The 15,439-nt window shown below is 34.1% G+C and carries 18 protein-coding genes; 15 read left to right on the forward strand and 3 right to left on the reverse strand.

From position 1 onward, the window contains the following. Positions 1–10: 10 nt before the first annotated feature. Both H1A07_RS01850 and H1A07_RS01855 read left to right on the forward strand, forming a co-directional pair. On the forward strand, positions 11–313 hold the full coding sequence (locus tag H1A07_RS01850; protein ID WP_210145194.1) for an LPXTG cell wall anchor domain-containing protein: 303 nt from the start codon (positions 11–13) through the stop codon (positions 311–313). A 154-nt stretch (positions 314–467) separates the two neighbouring features. Further along, positions 468–1,346 carry a glycosyltransferase family 2 protein gene (locus H1A07_RS01855; RefSeq protein ID WP_210145195.1) on the forward strand — a complete coding sequence of 293 codons (879 nt, stop codon included), beginning with the start codon at positions 468–470 and terminating at the stop codon, positions 1,344–1,346. A gap of 53 nt (positions 1,347–1,399) precedes the next feature. Here the strand turns inward: H1A07_RS01855 and H1A07_RS01860 are convergent, their stop codons facing one another. The 3 genes from H1A07_RS01860 to pepC form a co-directional block, all read right to left on the reverse strand. Continuing rightward, entirely contained in the window at positions 1,400–2,413 is a 1,014-nt protein-coding gene (locus tag H1A07_RS01860; RefSeq protein WP_210145196.1) for a sugar transferase, read from the reverse strand. A gap of 299 nt (positions 2,414–2,712) precedes the next feature. Next, positions 2,713–3,156 (reverse strand): hypothetical protein, encoded by a 444-nt coding sequence (locus tag H1A07_RS01865; protein WP_420889507.1) that lies wholly within the window; start codon positions 3,154–3,156, stop codon positions 2,713–2,715. A 403-nt stretch (positions 3,157–3,559) separates the two neighbouring features. Then, the gene (gene pepC / locus H1A07_RS01870) at positions 3,560–4,909 is read right to left on the reverse strand and encodes an aminopeptidase C (RefSeq protein ID WP_210145197.1); all 1,350 of its coding nucleotides are present in this window, start codon (positions 4,907–4,909) and stop codon (positions 3,560–3,562) included. A 182-nt stretch (positions 4,910–5,091) separates the two neighbouring features. Here pepC and H1A07_RS01875 point away from each other — a divergent pair, with 182 nt between their 5' ends. The 13 genes from H1A07_RS01875 (at position 5,092) to H1A07_RS01930 (ending at position 15,390) form a co-directional block, all read left to right on the forward strand. After that, complete coding sequence (locus H1A07_RS01875) at positions 5,092–5,643, forward strand: dCTP deaminase/dUTPase family protein (protein WP_094523104.1); 552 nt, start codon at positions 5,092–5,094, stop codon at positions 5,641–5,643. After that, positions 5,643–7,022: a DNA repair protein RadA gene (radA, locus tag H1A07_RS01880; RefSeq protein ID WP_210145198.1), complete on the forward strand. Its 1,380-nt coding sequence runs from the start codon at positions 5,643–5,645 to the stop codon at positions 7,020–7,022. Before H1A07_RS01875 ends, radA begins: the two co-directional genes overlap by 1 nt. A gap of 81 nt (positions 7,023–7,103) precedes the next feature. Continuing rightward, entirely contained in the window at positions 7,104–8,603 is a 1,500-nt protein-coding gene (gltX, locus tag H1A07_RS01885) for a glutamate--tRNA ligase (protein WP_057718278.1), read from the forward strand. Positions 8,604–8,697: 94 nt separating this feature from the next. Further along, positions 8,698–10,110, forward strand: a complete 1,413-nt coding sequence (gene cysS, locus H1A07_RS01890; RefSeq protein ID WP_210145199.1) for a cysteine--tRNA ligase — start codon at positions 8,698–8,700, stop codon at positions 10,108–10,110. Continuing rightward, positions 10,103–10,546 carry a Mini-ribonuclease 3 gene (locus H1A07_RS01895; protein ID WP_210145200.1) on the forward strand — a complete coding sequence of 148 codons (444 nt, stop codon included), beginning with the start codon at positions 10,103–10,105 and terminating at the stop codon, positions 10,544–10,546. The genes cysS and H1A07_RS01895 overlap by 8 nt, the downstream gene beginning before the upstream one ends. Beyond that, complete coding sequence (gene rlmB, locus H1A07_RS01900) at positions 10,533–11,288, forward strand: 23S rRNA (guanosine(2251)-2'-O)-methyltransferase RlmB (protein ID WP_094495890.1); 756 nt, start codon at positions 10,533–10,535, stop codon at positions 11,286–11,288. The genes H1A07_RS01895 and rlmB overlap by 14 nt, the downstream gene beginning before the upstream one ends. Positions 11,289–11,477: 189 nt before the next feature. After that, positions 11,478–11,591 carry a CAT RNA binding domain-containing protein gene (locus H1A07_RS10085; RefSeq protein WP_244974151.1) on the forward strand — a complete coding sequence of 38 codons (114 nt, stop codon included), beginning with the start codon at positions 11,478–11,480 and terminating at the stop codon, positions 11,589–11,591. Between the two features lie 104 nt (positions 11,592–11,695). Beyond that, positions 11,696–12,463 carry a PTS transporter subunit EIIC gene (locus tag H1A07_RS01910; RefSeq protein WP_338034700.1) on the forward strand — a complete coding sequence of 256 codons (768 nt, stop codon included), beginning with the start codon at positions 11,696–11,698 and terminating at the stop codon, positions 12,461–12,463. A gap of 32 nt (positions 12,464–12,495) precedes the next feature. Then, a complete protein-coding gene (locus H1A07_RS10445; RefSeq protein ID WP_338034712.1) occupies positions 12,496–12,594 on the forward strand; it encodes a hypothetical protein in 99 nt (32 codons plus the stop codon). 101 nt (positions 12,595–12,695) lie between these two features. Next, on the forward strand, positions 12,696–12,773 hold the full coding sequence (locus H1A07_RS10510) for a hypothetical protein (RefSeq protein WP_420889511.1): 78 nt from the start codon (positions 12,696–12,698) through the stop codon (positions 12,771–12,773). 143 nt (positions 12,774–12,916) lie between these two features. Beyond that, a complete protein-coding gene (locus H1A07_RS01920) occupies positions 12,917–13,474 on the forward strand; it encodes a sigma-70 family RNA polymerase sigma factor (protein ID WP_094498290.1) in 558 nt (185 codons plus the stop codon). Between the two features lie 67 nt (positions 13,475–13,541). Beyond that, complete coding sequence (locus H1A07_RS01925) at positions 13,542–13,760, forward strand: P8 family protein (RefSeq protein WP_003649422.1); 219 nt, start codon at positions 13,542–13,544, stop codon at positions 13,758–13,760. Between the two features lie 121 nt (positions 13,761–13,881). Next, positions 13,882–15,390 carry a gluconokinase gene (locus H1A07_RS01930; RefSeq protein ID WP_210145201.1) on the forward strand — a complete coding sequence of 503 codons (1,509 nt, stop codon included), beginning with the start codon at positions 13,882–13,884 and terminating at the stop codon, positions 15,388–15,390. The last annotated feature ends 49 nt before the right edge of the window (positions 15,391–15,439 follow it).

The following is a 15,439-nucleotide window of genomic DNA, read 5'->3' on the forward strand; positions in this document are numbered from 1 at the left end:
CTCATCATCGATGAGTGAGAGTCAATCTAGCTCAACAAGTACGATAACTTCAACAAATAGTACTAACAATAATGGTTCTAAAGTAACGCCAAACAATAGTGGTGCTAAATCTACAATTTCTACTAATACACTTAAGTCTCAACATGAAAATGCTGAATCTGTAGATAAGACGGTTAAGAGACATCACCGTAGAGGTAAATTGCCTCAAACAGGAGCAGAGTCAAGTTCTAACTTATTAGGATTAATGATTACTGCTTTAGGTGGATTGCTTGGCTTCAGACGTAAGAAACGTAAAGATGAAGATAAAGATTAATAAATCTTAAAGATAATAAATAAAGCCTCGACTTCCTTTTTTGGAAACTCGAGGCTTTGTTGTTATTAATATGAAAAGAAACGTAAATACTAAGCTATAATAGATTTAAATATGTTGTAACCAATGTAGCAAGAAAGCAATGAGAGGACAGCGCATGGAAAAAATCTCAGTAATTATCCCGGTATATAATGATGAAGAATATTTAGCTCAATGTTTGGACAGTGTCTTAAGACAGACTTATTCTAATCTTGAAATTATTTTAGTAGACGATGGATCTACAGATAGTACACCCGAATTATGTGAAAAATATCGAGAAAAATATGTCAATATAAGAATTTTGCACAAGAAAAATGGTGGAGTAGGCTCAAGCCGTAATGCTGGTCTTGAAATGGCAACTGGTGAATATGTTTTATTTGTAGATCATGATGATCTGCTGAGTGAAACTCATATTGAAGAACTTTATAAGCTGTTGAAAAAGAATGATGCAGATATTGCTGTAGGAAATTTTAATCATTTCATTGAAGAAAAAAGAGCATATGGGATTTGGCTTAAAGAAGATGATTACTTTGAAAAGACCTACACTCCAGAAGAATGGTTTACTGTAGAATACGAGACGGTACCTTATAATATGTCGATCATTTTTGCTGTGCCATGGGCAAAATTATATAAAAAATCTCTTTTTGAAAATATAGTTTATCCTATTAATGCTCGTGTAGAAGATGATCTAACTACATGGAAAATATACCTATTAGCAGATAAAATTGCGTATATGAATAAGGCTATTTATACGCACCGAATTTTTGAAAATAGTGTGTCTGCACAGGCTAATAAGACTGCAGTTTTTCCTTTAGAAGCTGTAGAAGAGAGAATAGGCTTGCTAAGCCAGCTTGGTTTTGACATTACTAGGGAAATAGGTGCATATCGCTATCGGTTACAGATTTGTATCGATACAGCGTTAAAGGATGGAGATTACTTGAAATATCGTAATGCCAAGCAAAAGATGGCGATCTTGAAGAAGTACAAGAAAATATAATTGAATAAAAATAAAACTCTCTGAGATAGATAAAATTCTCAGGGAGTTTTTAGTTAATTATTGTATTGAGCTTTTACCACAGCGTCAACTAATGCTTTTTTAGTAAAGTAACCATTACGAATTAAACTACCAAAATTATTAACACTATCAATCATTTGTCTATAATCTTCATCACTAGTTTGAAGAACTTTGGCTTGAGCTTCGTCTAAACTGTCAGCAATAATGCCTAGATGTTTGTTTTTTATAGTTTCGGCTTCTGGAGTAGTGCTATTTACGATAATTGGCAAACCTGCTGCTAAGTAGGTGCTAAGTTTATAAGAAGCATTTACTTTCATATATTCAGACCAATATGGCTCTTCAGACCAAACTAAGCCGAATCCACCAGTTTGTCGTAGTTCTTCTAATAAAACAGGATCATGTTTCCAGCCAGTAAGTTCAACATTGTGTTCAGAATCATTATTTGCAGGGTCTGAATAAACTTTTAATTTAATATTTTGACAGTTCCAAGTTTTAACAAAATCAAATTTGTCCGCATTGCCAGCGAAATTAATTACTTTATTATTTTCAGGGGTAATGAAGTAGTTAACGGTTGCTGGATGATCCCAAAAATGTTGAACCACATATGGCTTTTCTTTTAAGCCGTTTTCTCTTAAAAGATCATACATTTTTTTCGATGGGACAATTAAAACGTCAGCCTTGTTATAGTAATCGATATATTGAGGCATGAGATAGCGATTAACTTCAAACATTAGGGGAATTACATCATGAATAAAGATAATTTTTTTAATATTAGGATAAAGATTGATATGGTCAATCAGTGCTTGATCCCATTCAATCGCGATCCAACTAGGAGATTGAAAGATAATGGTGTCGCCTCCGTTAAGAGAAGCAATAATTCCATCAAAGCGGGTGCTTCTTGCTTGCAGTGGCTCTTCTTTCCAATGATAAACATAAATTCCAAATTCATTCATGCCTAATTGTTTTGCAAAATCTACGACCATATTTTGGGCATTCTGAGCTACGCTATTCATAGCCATTCCATTTATATTTGTAATATGAACCGTCATTATATGTCTCCTTAGAACTTCTTCTTTCCTTAGTTATAAGTATAAGAAAGAAAAAAATTTTTTACAATACACTCCTTATGTAATTAATGAGATAGTGTTAAAAAAACAGACTTAAAGGCCAGATAAAACATTATCTATAGTTTTCATCTATAAATAAAGATAGATATCGAATATTTCGCATATAATTAAAATCAAAGTATAGTTAATTATGAATTTGAAAGTTTCTTTAAGGAGAACTTGAAATAACTTTTAAGAATATGATTGAAATAAAAGCTTAGTTTGGACTAGGGTTTTTGTATTTAATTTTGATAAAGCAGTCTAACTTTCATCCCTGCATTAAATACTCCAATGACTGCACTACATGAGACAATTCCGAATAAATAAGGATTGCTTAGAAAAATAGCATAACCAAGCAAGTGAGAGAAAATAATAGGATGTTTTTTAGTATATTTAACAGTAAAACTTGGTAAAACACAGCTAATAATGATTCCTAAAAATGCGACTAATCGACCTAAACTTGTGTTAAAAAGACCACCTACTAATAAGGTAAGAGTTCTAAATATTAAAATGCTGCAAAAAAACTTAGCAATATTTTTATCATTTGAATTAGATGATTTAAAGAAAACAATTAGATATTGCAGAAAGAGTGTAAAAGAAAGCAGACTAGCAGCAAGGAAAAAGGTAGTTAAATCTTTTGAACTAGTATTGGTAAAGGAATTGGACATATATAGCAAAATCATCATATCAATGAAATAAAAAGTAATATCTGTCCAACTAGATGAGCCATACCGGTTAGTAAAAACTGACTAGAATATCCAAGAATTAATGAAGACAATAACGATAACTGCAAAAATTAAAAATGAGATAGGTAAAATGGTGCCGTGATGTAAATGATGAATCAAACTCGTTGCTTGCGAGATCATATAAGTAAACACAAGATTATAAAACAACTCAATCATTGAGACACGTTTTGTTAATATATTAGGTATTGTATGAAATCCTTTCTTACTGAGTAACTGCTACTATTATAAAGTAAGAGAGAAAAATATAGTGGAAGAAATTAATTTTATATTCTTAGATACTAAAACTAGACAAAATAAAAAATCATTCAGAAAGCAATAAAAGCAATCTGAATGATTTTTATTTCTAATAATTATTAGCTAAAGCACCCATTGGATCCCAAGGAAGTAATTGAATTGGATCTTTACTGCCGTCCTCAAATGTTTTCTTCAAGTCATCGCTAAGATACTTCTTATTGATAACTGCTTGGTAAACAAATTTATCGAACCAGCTGTCACTCATTACAAAGTAACCCTTAAATCCAGGCTTTTCACCCCAAGAATTTTCAATCTTCCACTTAGTTGGCTTGCCATCTACTAAATCAACACCTGTAATAACCATTGCATGGTCCATCATACTTTCGCCTGAGTCAAGCATGTCAGCTTTAGACATTTCAAAGTCAACATCAAATAAGTCATCACGTTTGTATAGTTCAGTATCAAGTAAACCAGCTTGACGTTCAGAGTCTTTAACAACGTTTGATCCAAACCAAACAACTTCATCATTTTTAAGTTGAGTGATAATCAAATCTTTCATTTCGTCAATTGGTAAGTTCAAGTGACGTACTTGACGTCCACCTTCAACATTTCCTAAGTATTCAACCGAAAATACCTTGTGGAAAGGTTTGTCTTTAGTTGGTGCATTAATTGTGGAAATGTACTCGTTTAAATCCCAGCCAACGTACTTTTTAAAGAAGTCTTGTGGACTTAGGGCAGCATCTCTATGGTAGTTACCATCGTCATCTTTGTATTCAAAATCAAAAGTTTTAGGTGGAACACCGAGAGAAATAGCTAAAATACGGTAAACTTCCTTAAGCATTTCGTTTTTGCGTGCTTGAACTTTTTCTTCACTCTTTCCATCTTGAACCATCTTGCGTAATTCAAGTCCATCTTTTCTAAGAAGCGTATTTAGAGTGTCATTTAAAGCACTTGAATTAGTTGCATTAGCTGTTTCTGGGTAAACTTTCTTTGGAACAATACCATATTTTTCAATGATTCCGCAAAGCATATCCCATTGACCACCGTCTTGTTGTGGAGTTGCAAATAGGAAAGCAACTTTACGATCGCCTAAATCTTTGTCAGCAGTAGCAATTACATTTTCAAAGAACCAGTTTGATTTTTCAAATTTGTCCCAGAAGTTAGTGTGATTTTGAGATAATTCAAAGTCCTTAATTTTGAAGTTCTCTTGAATTGAATGACGCATAGTGTTTAAGGCACTAAACATCCAGCAGCGACCAGATTGTTTTTGGTTAGCAACTTTACCAGTATCAATTTCAATTGAAAAAGTTGGGTCTAAGTCAATCTTAGTTTGTAGATTTTGACTAGCTTTAAAAATACCATTTTCTTGAGCTGCACGAGCCGCAATTTTGTTAGCTTTACTTGAGTTAAAGTCATTTTTGAAATTATTAATAAGATCGTTTGTGATTTTTTTACTCATAAGATCCTCCTTAATTAAAAAAAGCTTAATTCTATTTTAGCTTAAATTAAAGATAGTCGTCTAGTACTTGAAAAAAGAATATCTGACCTAAAAAAATAGGTGCTTTTTTTCGTATATATAATTAGGGACATCTTACAATAATTAACGTAAAATATAGGTCTAGGAAAAAGAGGGGAAAAATAATGAAAAAACGTGGTTTTGAAATAGTATCTAAGTATCGTAATGCTGGTCTTAGCTTGCCTCAACGTCAAACGATTGCTAGTGCAGGTTATGACTTTGAGTGTGCCCAAGACATAGTTTTGCCATCTATTTGGTGTATGAACTTCGTAAGAATTTTTAGATTAATTAGAAATAGTCATGAATTAAATGAGCGAGATTTAGAATTAGCAGAAAAAGTATTGAAACCTTTTTTGGTGCCTACTGGTATTAAAGCTTACATGCCAGAAGATGAAGTCTTAATTTTAGCTAATCGTTCATCTAATACTTATAAACGTAATGTCACCTTGCCTAATGGAATTGGTGTAATTGACAGTGATTATTACAATAATGAAAAAAATGAGGGGGAAATTTATTTCCAATTGGTTAATTATGGAGTTCGTCCCTTAAAGATCAAAAAGGGTGAACGAATTGGTCAAGGAATTTTTATGCCCTACTTAAAAGCTGATAATGATGAACCAGTTCAAAGACAACGTCTTGGTGGTTTTGGTTCTTCTGGAACAAGGAATAAAGAATAATGGCAAAAGTAAAAACACGTTATAAATGTCGTAATTGTGGTTATATTTCAGCTTCTTATTTAGGTAGATGTCCAAATTGTGGTGCCTGGAATCAATTTGAAGAAGAAACACAAGAAATTAGAAAAGTTTCAACTAAGGCTACCGCTAGCCGTTTAATAACAAAAATTGGAAATAATGATCCAGTAAAATTAAATGAAGTAAGGGCTGAAAAGGAGAAAAGAATTGTAACTCCTTTTGAAGAATTAAATCGTGTTTTAGGAGGGGGAATTGTCTCAGGATCCTTGGTTTTGATCGGTGGAGATCCTGGAATTGGGAAATCTACCTTAATGCTTCAAATTACCGGAGCTTTGGCCAAAGAACACAGTGTTTTATATGTTTCAGGTGAAGAGTCGTCTAGTCAAATAAAGATACGAGCAGACCGGTTAGGGGTAAGCAATAGTGGGATCTTGCTTTATCCTGAAACAAATATGCAGAATATACGTGAGCAAATCGATGAAATTAAACCAGACTTTTTAGTAATTGATTCTATTCAAACAATGAATGAACCATCCCTTGATTCAATGGTGGGTTCAGCTTCTCAAGTTCGTGAAGTAACTAGTGAATTAATGAAGATTGCTAAAAATGATCAAATTACTACCTTTGTTATTGGACACGTGACTAAAGAAGGAGCAATCGCTGGTCCAAAGATTATGGAGCATATGGTTGATACTGTTCTTTATTTTGAAGGCGACGGACACCATTCTTACCGAATTTTAAGATCAGTTAAAAATCGTTTCGGAGCAGCTAACGAGATTGGTATGTTTGAAATGAAAAATGAAGGGTTAACTGAGATAAATAATCCTTCTGCAATCTTTTTAGATGAAAGATTACCTAATTCAACTGGTTCAGCAGTTGTAGTTTCTCTTGAAGGAACTAGACCACTCCTTGCAGATATTCAGGCTTTAGTGACCCCTACAGCTTTTGGTTATGCAAAAAGAACAACTTCGGGTTTAGATTTCAATCGTGTAGCTCTTTTATTAGCAGTTTTAGAAAAGCGTGGCAATTTAATGCTTCAAAATCAAGATGCGTTTTTAACTGCAACTGGTGGGATAAAATTAAATGAGCCAGCAATTGATTTAGCAATTTGTATGGCGGTGGCATCCAGTTATAAAAATAAAGAAATTTCTTCTACAGATTGCTTTGTAGGCGAGGTTGGTTTAACTGGAGAAATTAGAAGAGTAAATCAAATTGATTCAAGAGTAAAAGAAGCTGCTAAGGTTGGGTTTAAGAGAATTTTTATTCCTAAACATAATCTGACTTCTGAATTAAAAAATAATTCTAATATTGAAGTAATCGGAGTATCAAGTTTACCACAAGTTTTAAAACTTGTTTTTAACTAGAAGATGGATTGAACTTTTGCTCGTTAAAAGTTACACTTAAATGGATGAATTTTAATAAATTTTGAAAGAGGCGCTTTAATTTTGGCAAAACAAAAAATTCGTGTTCGTTACGCACCAAGTCCAACAGGCCACTTGCACATTGGTAACGCGCGTACTGCATTATTTAACTATTTATTTGCACGTCATAACAAAGGGACAATGGTCTTAAGAATTGAAGATACCGACCAAAAACGTAATGTTGAAGGTGGTTCTAAGTCCCAAATGGAAAACTTGCACTGGTTAGGTATTGACTGGGACGAGGGTCCTGATAAGGGTGGCGACTTTGGCCCTTACCGCCAATCAGAGCGTAAAGATATTTACAATAAGTACATTAAGCAATTAATTGACGAAGGTAAGGCTTACTACTCATACAAGACTGAAGAAGAACTTGAAGCACAACGTGAAGAACAACGTGCAATGGGTATTGCTCCTCACTATACTTACGAATATGAAGGCATGACTGCTGATGAGATTAAACAAGCTCAAGCAGATGCAGAGGCAAAGGGCTTAAAGCCAGTTGTTCGTATTCATATTCCAGAAAATAGAACTTATGCTTGGGATGATATGGTTAAAGGCAAGGTGTCATTTGAATCTGATACTATTGGTGGCGACTTTGTTATCCAAAAACGTGATGGTATGCCAACTTATAACTTTGCCGTTGTAATTGATGACCATTTAATGGAAATTACTCACGTTCTTAGAGGAGACGACCACGTAGCTAATACTCCTAAGCAATTAGTAGTTTATGAAGCACTTGGTTGGGAACCACCTAAGTTTGGTCACATGACTTTGATCATTAACTCTGAGACTGGTAAGAAGCTTTCTAAGCGTGATGAATCAGTTCTTCAATTTATTGAACAATATCGTGATCTTGGTTACTTACCAGAAGCAATGTTTAACTTTATTACTTTACTTGGTTGGTCACCTGTTGGTGAAAGTGAAATTTTCTCACAAAGAGAATTAATTAAATCATTTGATCCTAAGCGTTTATCTAAATCACCAGCTGCTTTTGATCAAAAGAAGCTTGAATGGATCAACAACCAATACGTAAAGAAAGCAGATCGTGATGTTTTATTAGATCTTGCTTTAAATAATTTGCAAGAAGCTGGTTTAGTTGATAAAGAAATTTCACCTGAAAAGATGGAATGGGTTCGTCAATTAGTAAATATCTACGCTGTGCAAATGTCTTACACTAAGCAAATTGTGGATATTACTAAGATCTTCTTTGAAGAAGCTCCAGAATTATCTGATGCAGAAATTGAAGAAATTAAAAAAGACGATGCACGTCCAGTAATTGAAGAATTTAAGAAGCAACTAAATGCTGTTCCTCGCTTTACTGCAGTTCAAGTTATGAATGCAATCCAAGCTACTCGTCGTGAAACTGGTGTAAAGGGTAGAAAATTATTTATGCCAATTAGAATTGCTGCTACTCGTTCAATGGTTGGACCTGGTATTGGTGAAGCGATTGAATTAATGGGTAAAGAAAAAGTTAATAAACACATTGACTTAACTTTGAAGCAATTAAGCGATTTAGGTCTTTAATTATTTCTAATACAGTTAAAGCTACGTGAAAGCGTGGCTTTTTTTGTTAGAATAATAGTTATGAAAGAATGTCTTAAGTGAAAGAAGGATGATCATGAAAGTCTTTAACACTTTAACTCGAAAAAAAGAAGAGTTTAAGCCATTAGTGGCTGGAAAAGTAAGCATGTATGTGTGTGGTCCAACTGTTTATAATTACATTCATATAGGAAATGCCCGGAGCGTTATTGCATTTGATACAATTCGTAGATATTTTGAATATCGTGGTTATGATGTAAAGTATGTTTCTAACTTTACTGATGTTGACGATAAGATGATTAATGAAGCACGTAAGGAACATACAACAGTTGCTGAACTTGCTGAACGCTATATTAAGGCTTTTATGGAAGATACAGAAGCCTTGAATATTCAGCCAGCCACGCTTCATCCTCGAGCTACTCATGAAATTAAAGAAATTATTGGTTTTGTTCAAGATTTAATTGATAAAGGATATGCTTATGAAGTTGATGGTGATGTATATTACCGGGCTAGAAAATTTCCTAATTATGGACAATTAAGCGATCAAAATATCGCTGAGCTTGAAGAGGGAGCTTCTGAGCATATTAATGAGGAAGAACAAAACAAAAAAGAAGATCCAATTGATTTTGCTTTGTGGAAGGCTCAAAAAGAGGACGATGAAATTGCTTGGAATTCGCCATGGGGTAAAGGCCGTCCCGGCTGGCACATTGAGTGTTCAGTTATGTCCACCACATATTTAGGGGATACGATTGATATTCATGGTGGTGGTCAAGACTTGGAATTTCCACACCATGAAAATGAAATTGCTCAAAGTGAAGCTAAAACTGGTAAAAAGTTTGTTAATTACTGGATGCATAATGGTTTTGTAACTGTTGGTAAAAAACAAGAAAAAATGTCAAAGTCACTCCATAACTTTGTTACAGTGCATGATATTTTGAAGCAAATCGATCCACAAGTTTTACGTTTCTATATGTCAAGTGTTCAATACCGCCGACCAATTAATTATTCTGAGGATGGTTTAAAACAAGCAGAAACTGTTCTTAAACGCTATCAAAATACTTTACGCAATCTTGAGGCTAGACTGCAGGATAAAACAGATTCACTTGAGGATAGCATATTAAGAGATAATCTTACGCAAGCAAAGGCTGAATTTATTGAAGCAATGGATGATGATTTTAATGTTCAAAACGCTTTGAGTGTGATGTATGATTTGACTTCTACCCTTAATACTCATCTTCAAGAGGATAAAGTGGATAAACCAGCATTAAAACGTGCTAAAAAGATATTAATTGATTGGCTTAAAATTTTTGGCGTTAGCTTTAATGAAAATCAAGCTGAAGATGATACAGATATTGAAAAGATGATTACTGAACGTGATGCAGCTCGTAAAAACAAAGATTGGGCTGAAAGTGATCGTCTGCGAGATCGATTACAAGCTAGGGGCATTGTAATTGAAGATACCCCACAAGGAACGAGGTGGCATCGTGCTTAAGCCAAAAGTTTTAACAGAAAGAACGACTAATCCAGATGCTTTAGGTCCATTAACCTTAGCTTATCTTGGAGATGGTGTATATGAAGTTTATATCAGACGTCACTTAGTTAAGGGTGGTATTGTAAAACCACAAATGCTTCAAAGATATGCGACTCATTATGTTTCTGCCAAAGCGCAAGCTGCTTTAATTATGAAGATGCAAGACTTAAATATGCTTGATGAAAATGAACTAGCAGCATTTAAACGTGGAAGAAATGCTAAAAGTCATACACATGCTAAAAATACTTCAATCAATACTTATAAACTATCAACAGGTTTTGAAGCAATGCTTGGATACTTAGACTTGCTAGGTAAAAAAGAACGGATTGATGAGTTGGCAGAATGGTGCATTGAGCAAGTGGAGCAAGGAGGATTAGATAACTATGAGTTCAAATAATGATGAATTTGTGTATGGACGTCATGCTGGGATTGATTTTTTAAAGACACAAGATGCCAATTTAATTAATAAAGTATTTTTACAAAATGGAGTGCAGGAAGAATTTGCTAATCAAGTCTATCAATTAGCACGTAAAAAAAATTTAGTCGTACAAAATGCTCCGAAAAATAAATTGGATCAGATGGTTAATCATGAAAACCACCAAGGTTTGGTTTTGACAGTAGCGCCATTTGAATATGCAGATTTAGATCAACTTCTTGATAAATTTGATCAAGAAGGAAAAGATCCATTTATTTTAATGCTAGATTCTATTGAAGATCCACATAACTTAGGTTCAATTTTGAGAACGTGCGATGCTACTGGCGTTGATGCAGTAATTATTCCAAAAAGAAGAGCGGCTGGCTTAACTTCCGTTGTTGCCAAGACTTCGACTGGAGCAATTGACTATGTTCCAGTGGCTCGCGTTAATAATTTAGTACAGACTACTAAGATCCTTAAAAAGCGCGGTTACTGGATCTTTGGAACTGCGATGGAAGGCGAAGATTATCGTAAGTGGAATGCCAAAGGCAAAACAGTGCTTGTTATTGGTAACGAAGGTAAGGGGATTTCGCCATTGTTATTAAAACAAATGGATCAAACTTTAACCATTCCAATGGTAGGACATGTACAATCCTTAAATGCTAGTGTAGCAACTGGTGTTTTACTTTATGGGATGTTCAATAGTCGCCATCCAGAAAAATAAAAATTCAAGAAAAACGTTTGCATATATTAACTGAACCTGATATGACAACAAGCAGTAAGAGATTGAGAAAGTAGTTTGTTACTATTGGATTGGGCGAGACTACTGAATAACTCTAACTAACAGTACGTTAGTGGAGCTTATTCAGTAGTCTTTTTTTATCCTTTTTTAAGGAGGTGGGGAGGGTTGTTGTTGATCAAGCGCGTGTTTAATAATAATTCAGCTTTGGTTGAGCTAGGCAATAATCTTGAAGCAGTTGTAGTAGGAAACCGAATTGCTTTTAAAAAACTGAAGGAAAGGAGATAGATACGAGTAAAGTTGAAAATATTTTTTATCTTGAAAATAGTGCGACAAAACGGACTATTTCCTCATTATTAAAGAATACACCAGTAGATATTGCTGTAACTACTATGCATGTCGTTGATCACGCACATAGAAAATATCACTATGAATTAATGGGCTTTTTGTCCTTAATGGCTGCTTCTACTATGGCTAAAGCTTTAAATGGAAGTTTAAATCTAAAGTTGCCTAAAACTAACCAAATTCCAGTTGCTGGGGTTCAATATACAGCTCAAATTTCTTTTTCATTTGTGGCAATAGATACTTTATTAAATAAAGGAAATTTATATTTAGCTACTGATATGATTGGAACTAAAGGCTTGATTTGTATCTTCTTAGTAGCATTTATCGTACCTAATATTTATTATTTTTGTTTTAAACATAATGTCACGATCACGCTACCTGACGCAATATCTCAAAATATAGCTCAAGCATTCAAGAATATTATTCCTTTTGCTTTAGCAACTACTTTCTTTTGGTCATTTAAGCTAATTTTTAGAGCTTTAACTAATATGAATTTGGCAGCTTGGATAATTAAAAGCCTAACTCCACTTTTTACAGCAGCAGATGGGTATGTCGGATTGACAATTATTTATGTTGCAATAGCGTTTTTCTGGTTTATCGGAATTCAAGAGCCCTCAATCGTTGAACCAGCAGTTACGGCAATATATCTAACCAATGTTGAAGCCAATTCAAAAGCATTTAATTCAGGAAATATTCAAGACACTAATCATATTTTGTCGCAAGGAATTCAGATGTTTGTTGCTACTTTGGGAGGAACTGAAGCAACTTTAGTAGTAACATTTATGTTTGCCTTTTATCCAAGTCTAAACAATTAAAAGCAGTTGGACGTGCATCAACTATTCCAGTTATTTTTGGTATAAATGAATCTATTTTATTTGGTGCTCCATTAATCTTAAATCCGATTTTCTTTATACCTTTTATTTTTGCATCAATTCTTAATGTTTGAATCTTTAAAATTTTTGTTAATGTGCAGGCTATTTCCTGTAGTCTTTACAAGATAAATTTTCGTGGCCAAATGGATATAATAAACGTTACGAGTTAATTTATGTGGATTTCGCTAGTCAAGATAGGCATTTAAAAAGAAGTGCTTTGTGGTTTAAAGTCTTAAGTAAGACTTTGCAATAATAATTTTTTAACAGATAATAAATTATCGTTCCGAAACTAAGCACAACCTTTTTATACTTGTATCCCATAAACGTTCGTTCTCTTAGAAAAAAATCTTCCTTTTTTTATTCTGATGATCAAATAGAAAAAGGAGGATTTTCCCGATGGAAAGAATGGATGAAGTTTATTTAATTAGACGCGTGAAAGAGGAACAAGATACAATTGCACTGCGTGAGCTAGTTAATCGATATCGCCCATTAATTAATGGAGCAAAATTAAATTTTTATCTGCGAAATTTTGATCAAGATGATTGGGAACAAGAAGCCTTGATTATGTGTTATCAAAGCTGTTGTACGTATGACGAAGAAAGGACAGAAAATTTTGGTGCGTATTATCGAACCAAGTTTTATAACCATTTACGCTCACTTTTAAGATATGAGTTAGCTCATAAAAGAACCGCATTTTCTAAATCTATTTCCTATGATAATGTGGTGCAGAAAAATCTAATTAAAGAAGAAGTGGAAGAGATGCATATTACGCCTCGAAAGGAAATGTATCAAAAATTTATTAAAAAACTCTCTGAGAAAGAACTAATAGCCTTAAAAATTTTTTTGGGAGAGATAACAATTGAAGAGGCTCAAGCTAAAACAAAGTATAGTCGCTATCAATTATTGCAGGCCAAAGCTCGTTGTAAAACAAAATTACGGAAGGAATTGTTTTAAATTCGCATAGAGGTGATAAAAAGACTATAATAATATTTGTAGAATTTATTTAGGAGGTAATTTTAAGATGGCAGATGAAGTTATTAAGACAGAATTGTTAGACCGTCACATGAAGGAAGTTTTTGATTGGAGCGACTCTGACATGCCTGTTAGAGATGCACTATGGGACTACTTTATGGAAAAGAATGGTAGAGATACCATGAAGACGGAAAGTGACATGCTTCCGTTCTTGAAAGACTCTGACGATAAGATCGAAGCCTTCGTCAACGAAAATCTTAAGAAGTAACATCACCTAAAAACAATAATTCTACGCACCGTGGTCACGCACTGTTTGACCACCAAAGAACAATCTCTAGGGATTGTTCTTTTTTTGTGAGAAAATATATTTTAAAAGAAAGGGGCGGCTTATGGACTATATAATTGGGATGGATATCGGAACAACAGCAAGTAAGGGTGTATTGTATCAAGAAAATGGTAAACAGATTGAAGAATTATCAATTCCTTACCCTTTAATTCAAGAACAAGTGGATCAAGCAGAAGAAGATCCACAAGTAATATTTGATGCTGTTCAAAAGATTATTTTCGGCTTAAGTAAAAGAGTGTCAGGAAAAATTAAAGCAATTTCTTGGTCTAGTCAAATGCATAGTTTGATCGGTCTTGGAAAAGATGCTCAAGCACTAACTAACAGTATTACTTGGGCAGATAATCGGAGTAGCAAGAGTGTGGCTCAAGCAAAAGAAAGTGGACTTGCGCAAGATATTTACCAACAGACAGGGGTGCCGCCTCATCCAATGGCTCCTGTGTATAAATTATTGTGGATTAAAGAAGAAAATCCTAAACTTTTTGCACAAGTGCAAAAGTGGATTGGAATTAAAGAATATATCATTTGGCGCTTAACTGGCAAAATAGTTACCGATACAACTATGGCAGCTGGAACTGGTTTGCTTAACCTCCACACTTTAACGTGGGATAGGAAATTACTTGATAAAATTGAACTAGATCCAGAAAAATTGCCAAGCTTAGCTAAACCAGAAGATGTGGTTGGAAAAGTAGAGGCAGAATATATACAAAAATTGAGTTTAAATCCTGAAACAAAAATTATTTTAGGAGCTAGTGATGGATATTTATCAACAATTGGTGTTGGTGTTTTAGATAAAAAGTATTTTGCACTAAATGTTGGTACCTCAGGGGCTGTAAGAGCAATTGCCCCTAAAGCAATAGTTGACTCAAAAAATCGCTCCTTTTGTTATCCAGTCGATAAAAGTCATTATCTTCTTGGCGGTCCGGTGAACAATGGTGGAATAGTCTTTGAGTGGGCTAGGAAAACGATTTTTGGGCCCGATCAGACTGCAGAAGATTTTATTAATGTTGCTGAAACTGTTCCTGCTGGTAGTAATGGCTTGATTTTTCATCCCTACTTAGGGGGAGAGCGGGCACCAATTTGGAATGCTCAAGCTCGTGGATCTTTTATTGGATTAAGTCGAAACCACACTAAACCGCAAATGGCGCGGAGTGTTTTAGAAGGTATTGTCCTTAATCTTTTAGGTGCAGCTAGAGGCTTGCGCGAAAAATTAGGGGAACCAGAAGCATTAAGAGTCACTGGCGGCTTTGTAAGAAGTGATTTTGTAAGGCAGTTAATTGCTGATATTTTTAATTTACCAGTAGTGGTAATTAAAAATGATCAAAGTGGAACTTTAGCAGCCATGTTTTTAGCACAATTGGGCTTAAATGAAGAGAATAGCTTAGACAAAATAGTGAAAGAAATAGATAACAGTAAAGTCTACTTTCCAAATCCAAAAAATGTGCGGGTCTACCAGGATATAATTCCAATCTATCGAGAAGTAGAACACGATTTAGATCAAAGCTATGACAAAATAGCTCAGTTTCAGAAAAAATATCCTAAATTATTTGAATAATCAAAAAGGGTAAATTGTATCAAATTAGTACAATTTACCCTTTTTCTAA

It is taken from the genome of Lactobacillus taiwanensis, from assembly GCF_017894345.1.
In the GTDB taxonomy this organism is placed as follows: domain Bacteria; phylum Bacillota; class Bacilli; order Lactobacillales; family Lactobacillaceae; genus Lactobacillus; species Lactobacillus taiwanensis.

What these genes read in the sequence shown, in the direction of transcription:
- H1A07_RS01850 (WP_210145194.1), top strand. Translation starts at nt 11, where the DNA reads ATGAGTGAGAGTCAATCTAGCTCAACAAGTACGATAACTTCAACAAAT.
- H1A07_RS01855 (WP_210145195.1), top strand. Translation starts at nt 468, where the DNA reads ATGGAAAAAATCTCAGTAATTATCCCGGTATATAATGATGAAGAATAT.
- H1A07_RS01860 (WP_210145196.1), bottom strand. Translation starts at nt 2,413, where the DNA reads ATGACGGTTCATATTACAAATATAAATGGAATGGCTATGAATAGCGTA.
- H1A07_RS01865 (WP_420889507.1), bottom strand. Translation starts at nt 3,156, where the DNA reads ATGATGATTTTGCTATATATGTCCAATTCCTTTACCAATACTAGTTCA.
- pepC (WP_210145197.1), bottom strand. Translation starts at nt 4,909, where the DNA reads ATGAGTAAAAAAATCACAAACGATCTTATTAATAATTTCAAAAATGAC.
- H1A07_RS01875 (WP_094523104.1), top strand. Translation starts at nt 5,092, where the DNA reads ATGAAAAAACGTGGTTTTGAAATAGTATCTAAGTATCGTAATGCTGGT.
- radA (WP_210145198.1), top strand. Translation starts at nt 5,643, where the DNA reads ATGGCAAAAGTAAAAACACGTTATAAATGTCGTAATTGTGGTTATATT.
- cysS (WP_210145199.1), top strand. Translation starts at nt 8,698, where the DNA reads ATGAAAGTCTTTAACACTTTAACTCGAAAAAAAGAAGAGTTTAAGCCA.
- rlmB (WP_094495890.1), top strand. Translation starts at nt 10,533, where the DNA reads ATGAGTTCAAATAATGATGAATTTGTGTATGGACGTCATGCTGGGATT.
- H1A07_RS01910 (WP_338034700.1), top strand. Translation starts at nt 11,696, where the DNA reads ATGCATGTCGTTGATCACGCACATAGAAAATATCACTATGAATTAATG.
- H1A07_RS01920 (WP_094498290.1), top strand. Translation starts at nt 12,917, where the DNA reads ATGGAAAGAATGGATGAAGTTTATTTAATTAGACGCGTGAAAGAGGAA.
- H1A07_RS01925 (WP_003649422.1), top strand. Translation starts at nt 13,542, where the DNA reads ATGGCAGATGAAGTTATTAAGACAGAATTGTTAGACCGTCACATGAAG.
- H1A07_RS01930 (WP_210145201.1), top strand. Translation starts at nt 13,882, where the DNA reads ATGGACTATATAATTGGGATGGATATCGGAACAACAGCAAGTAAGGGT.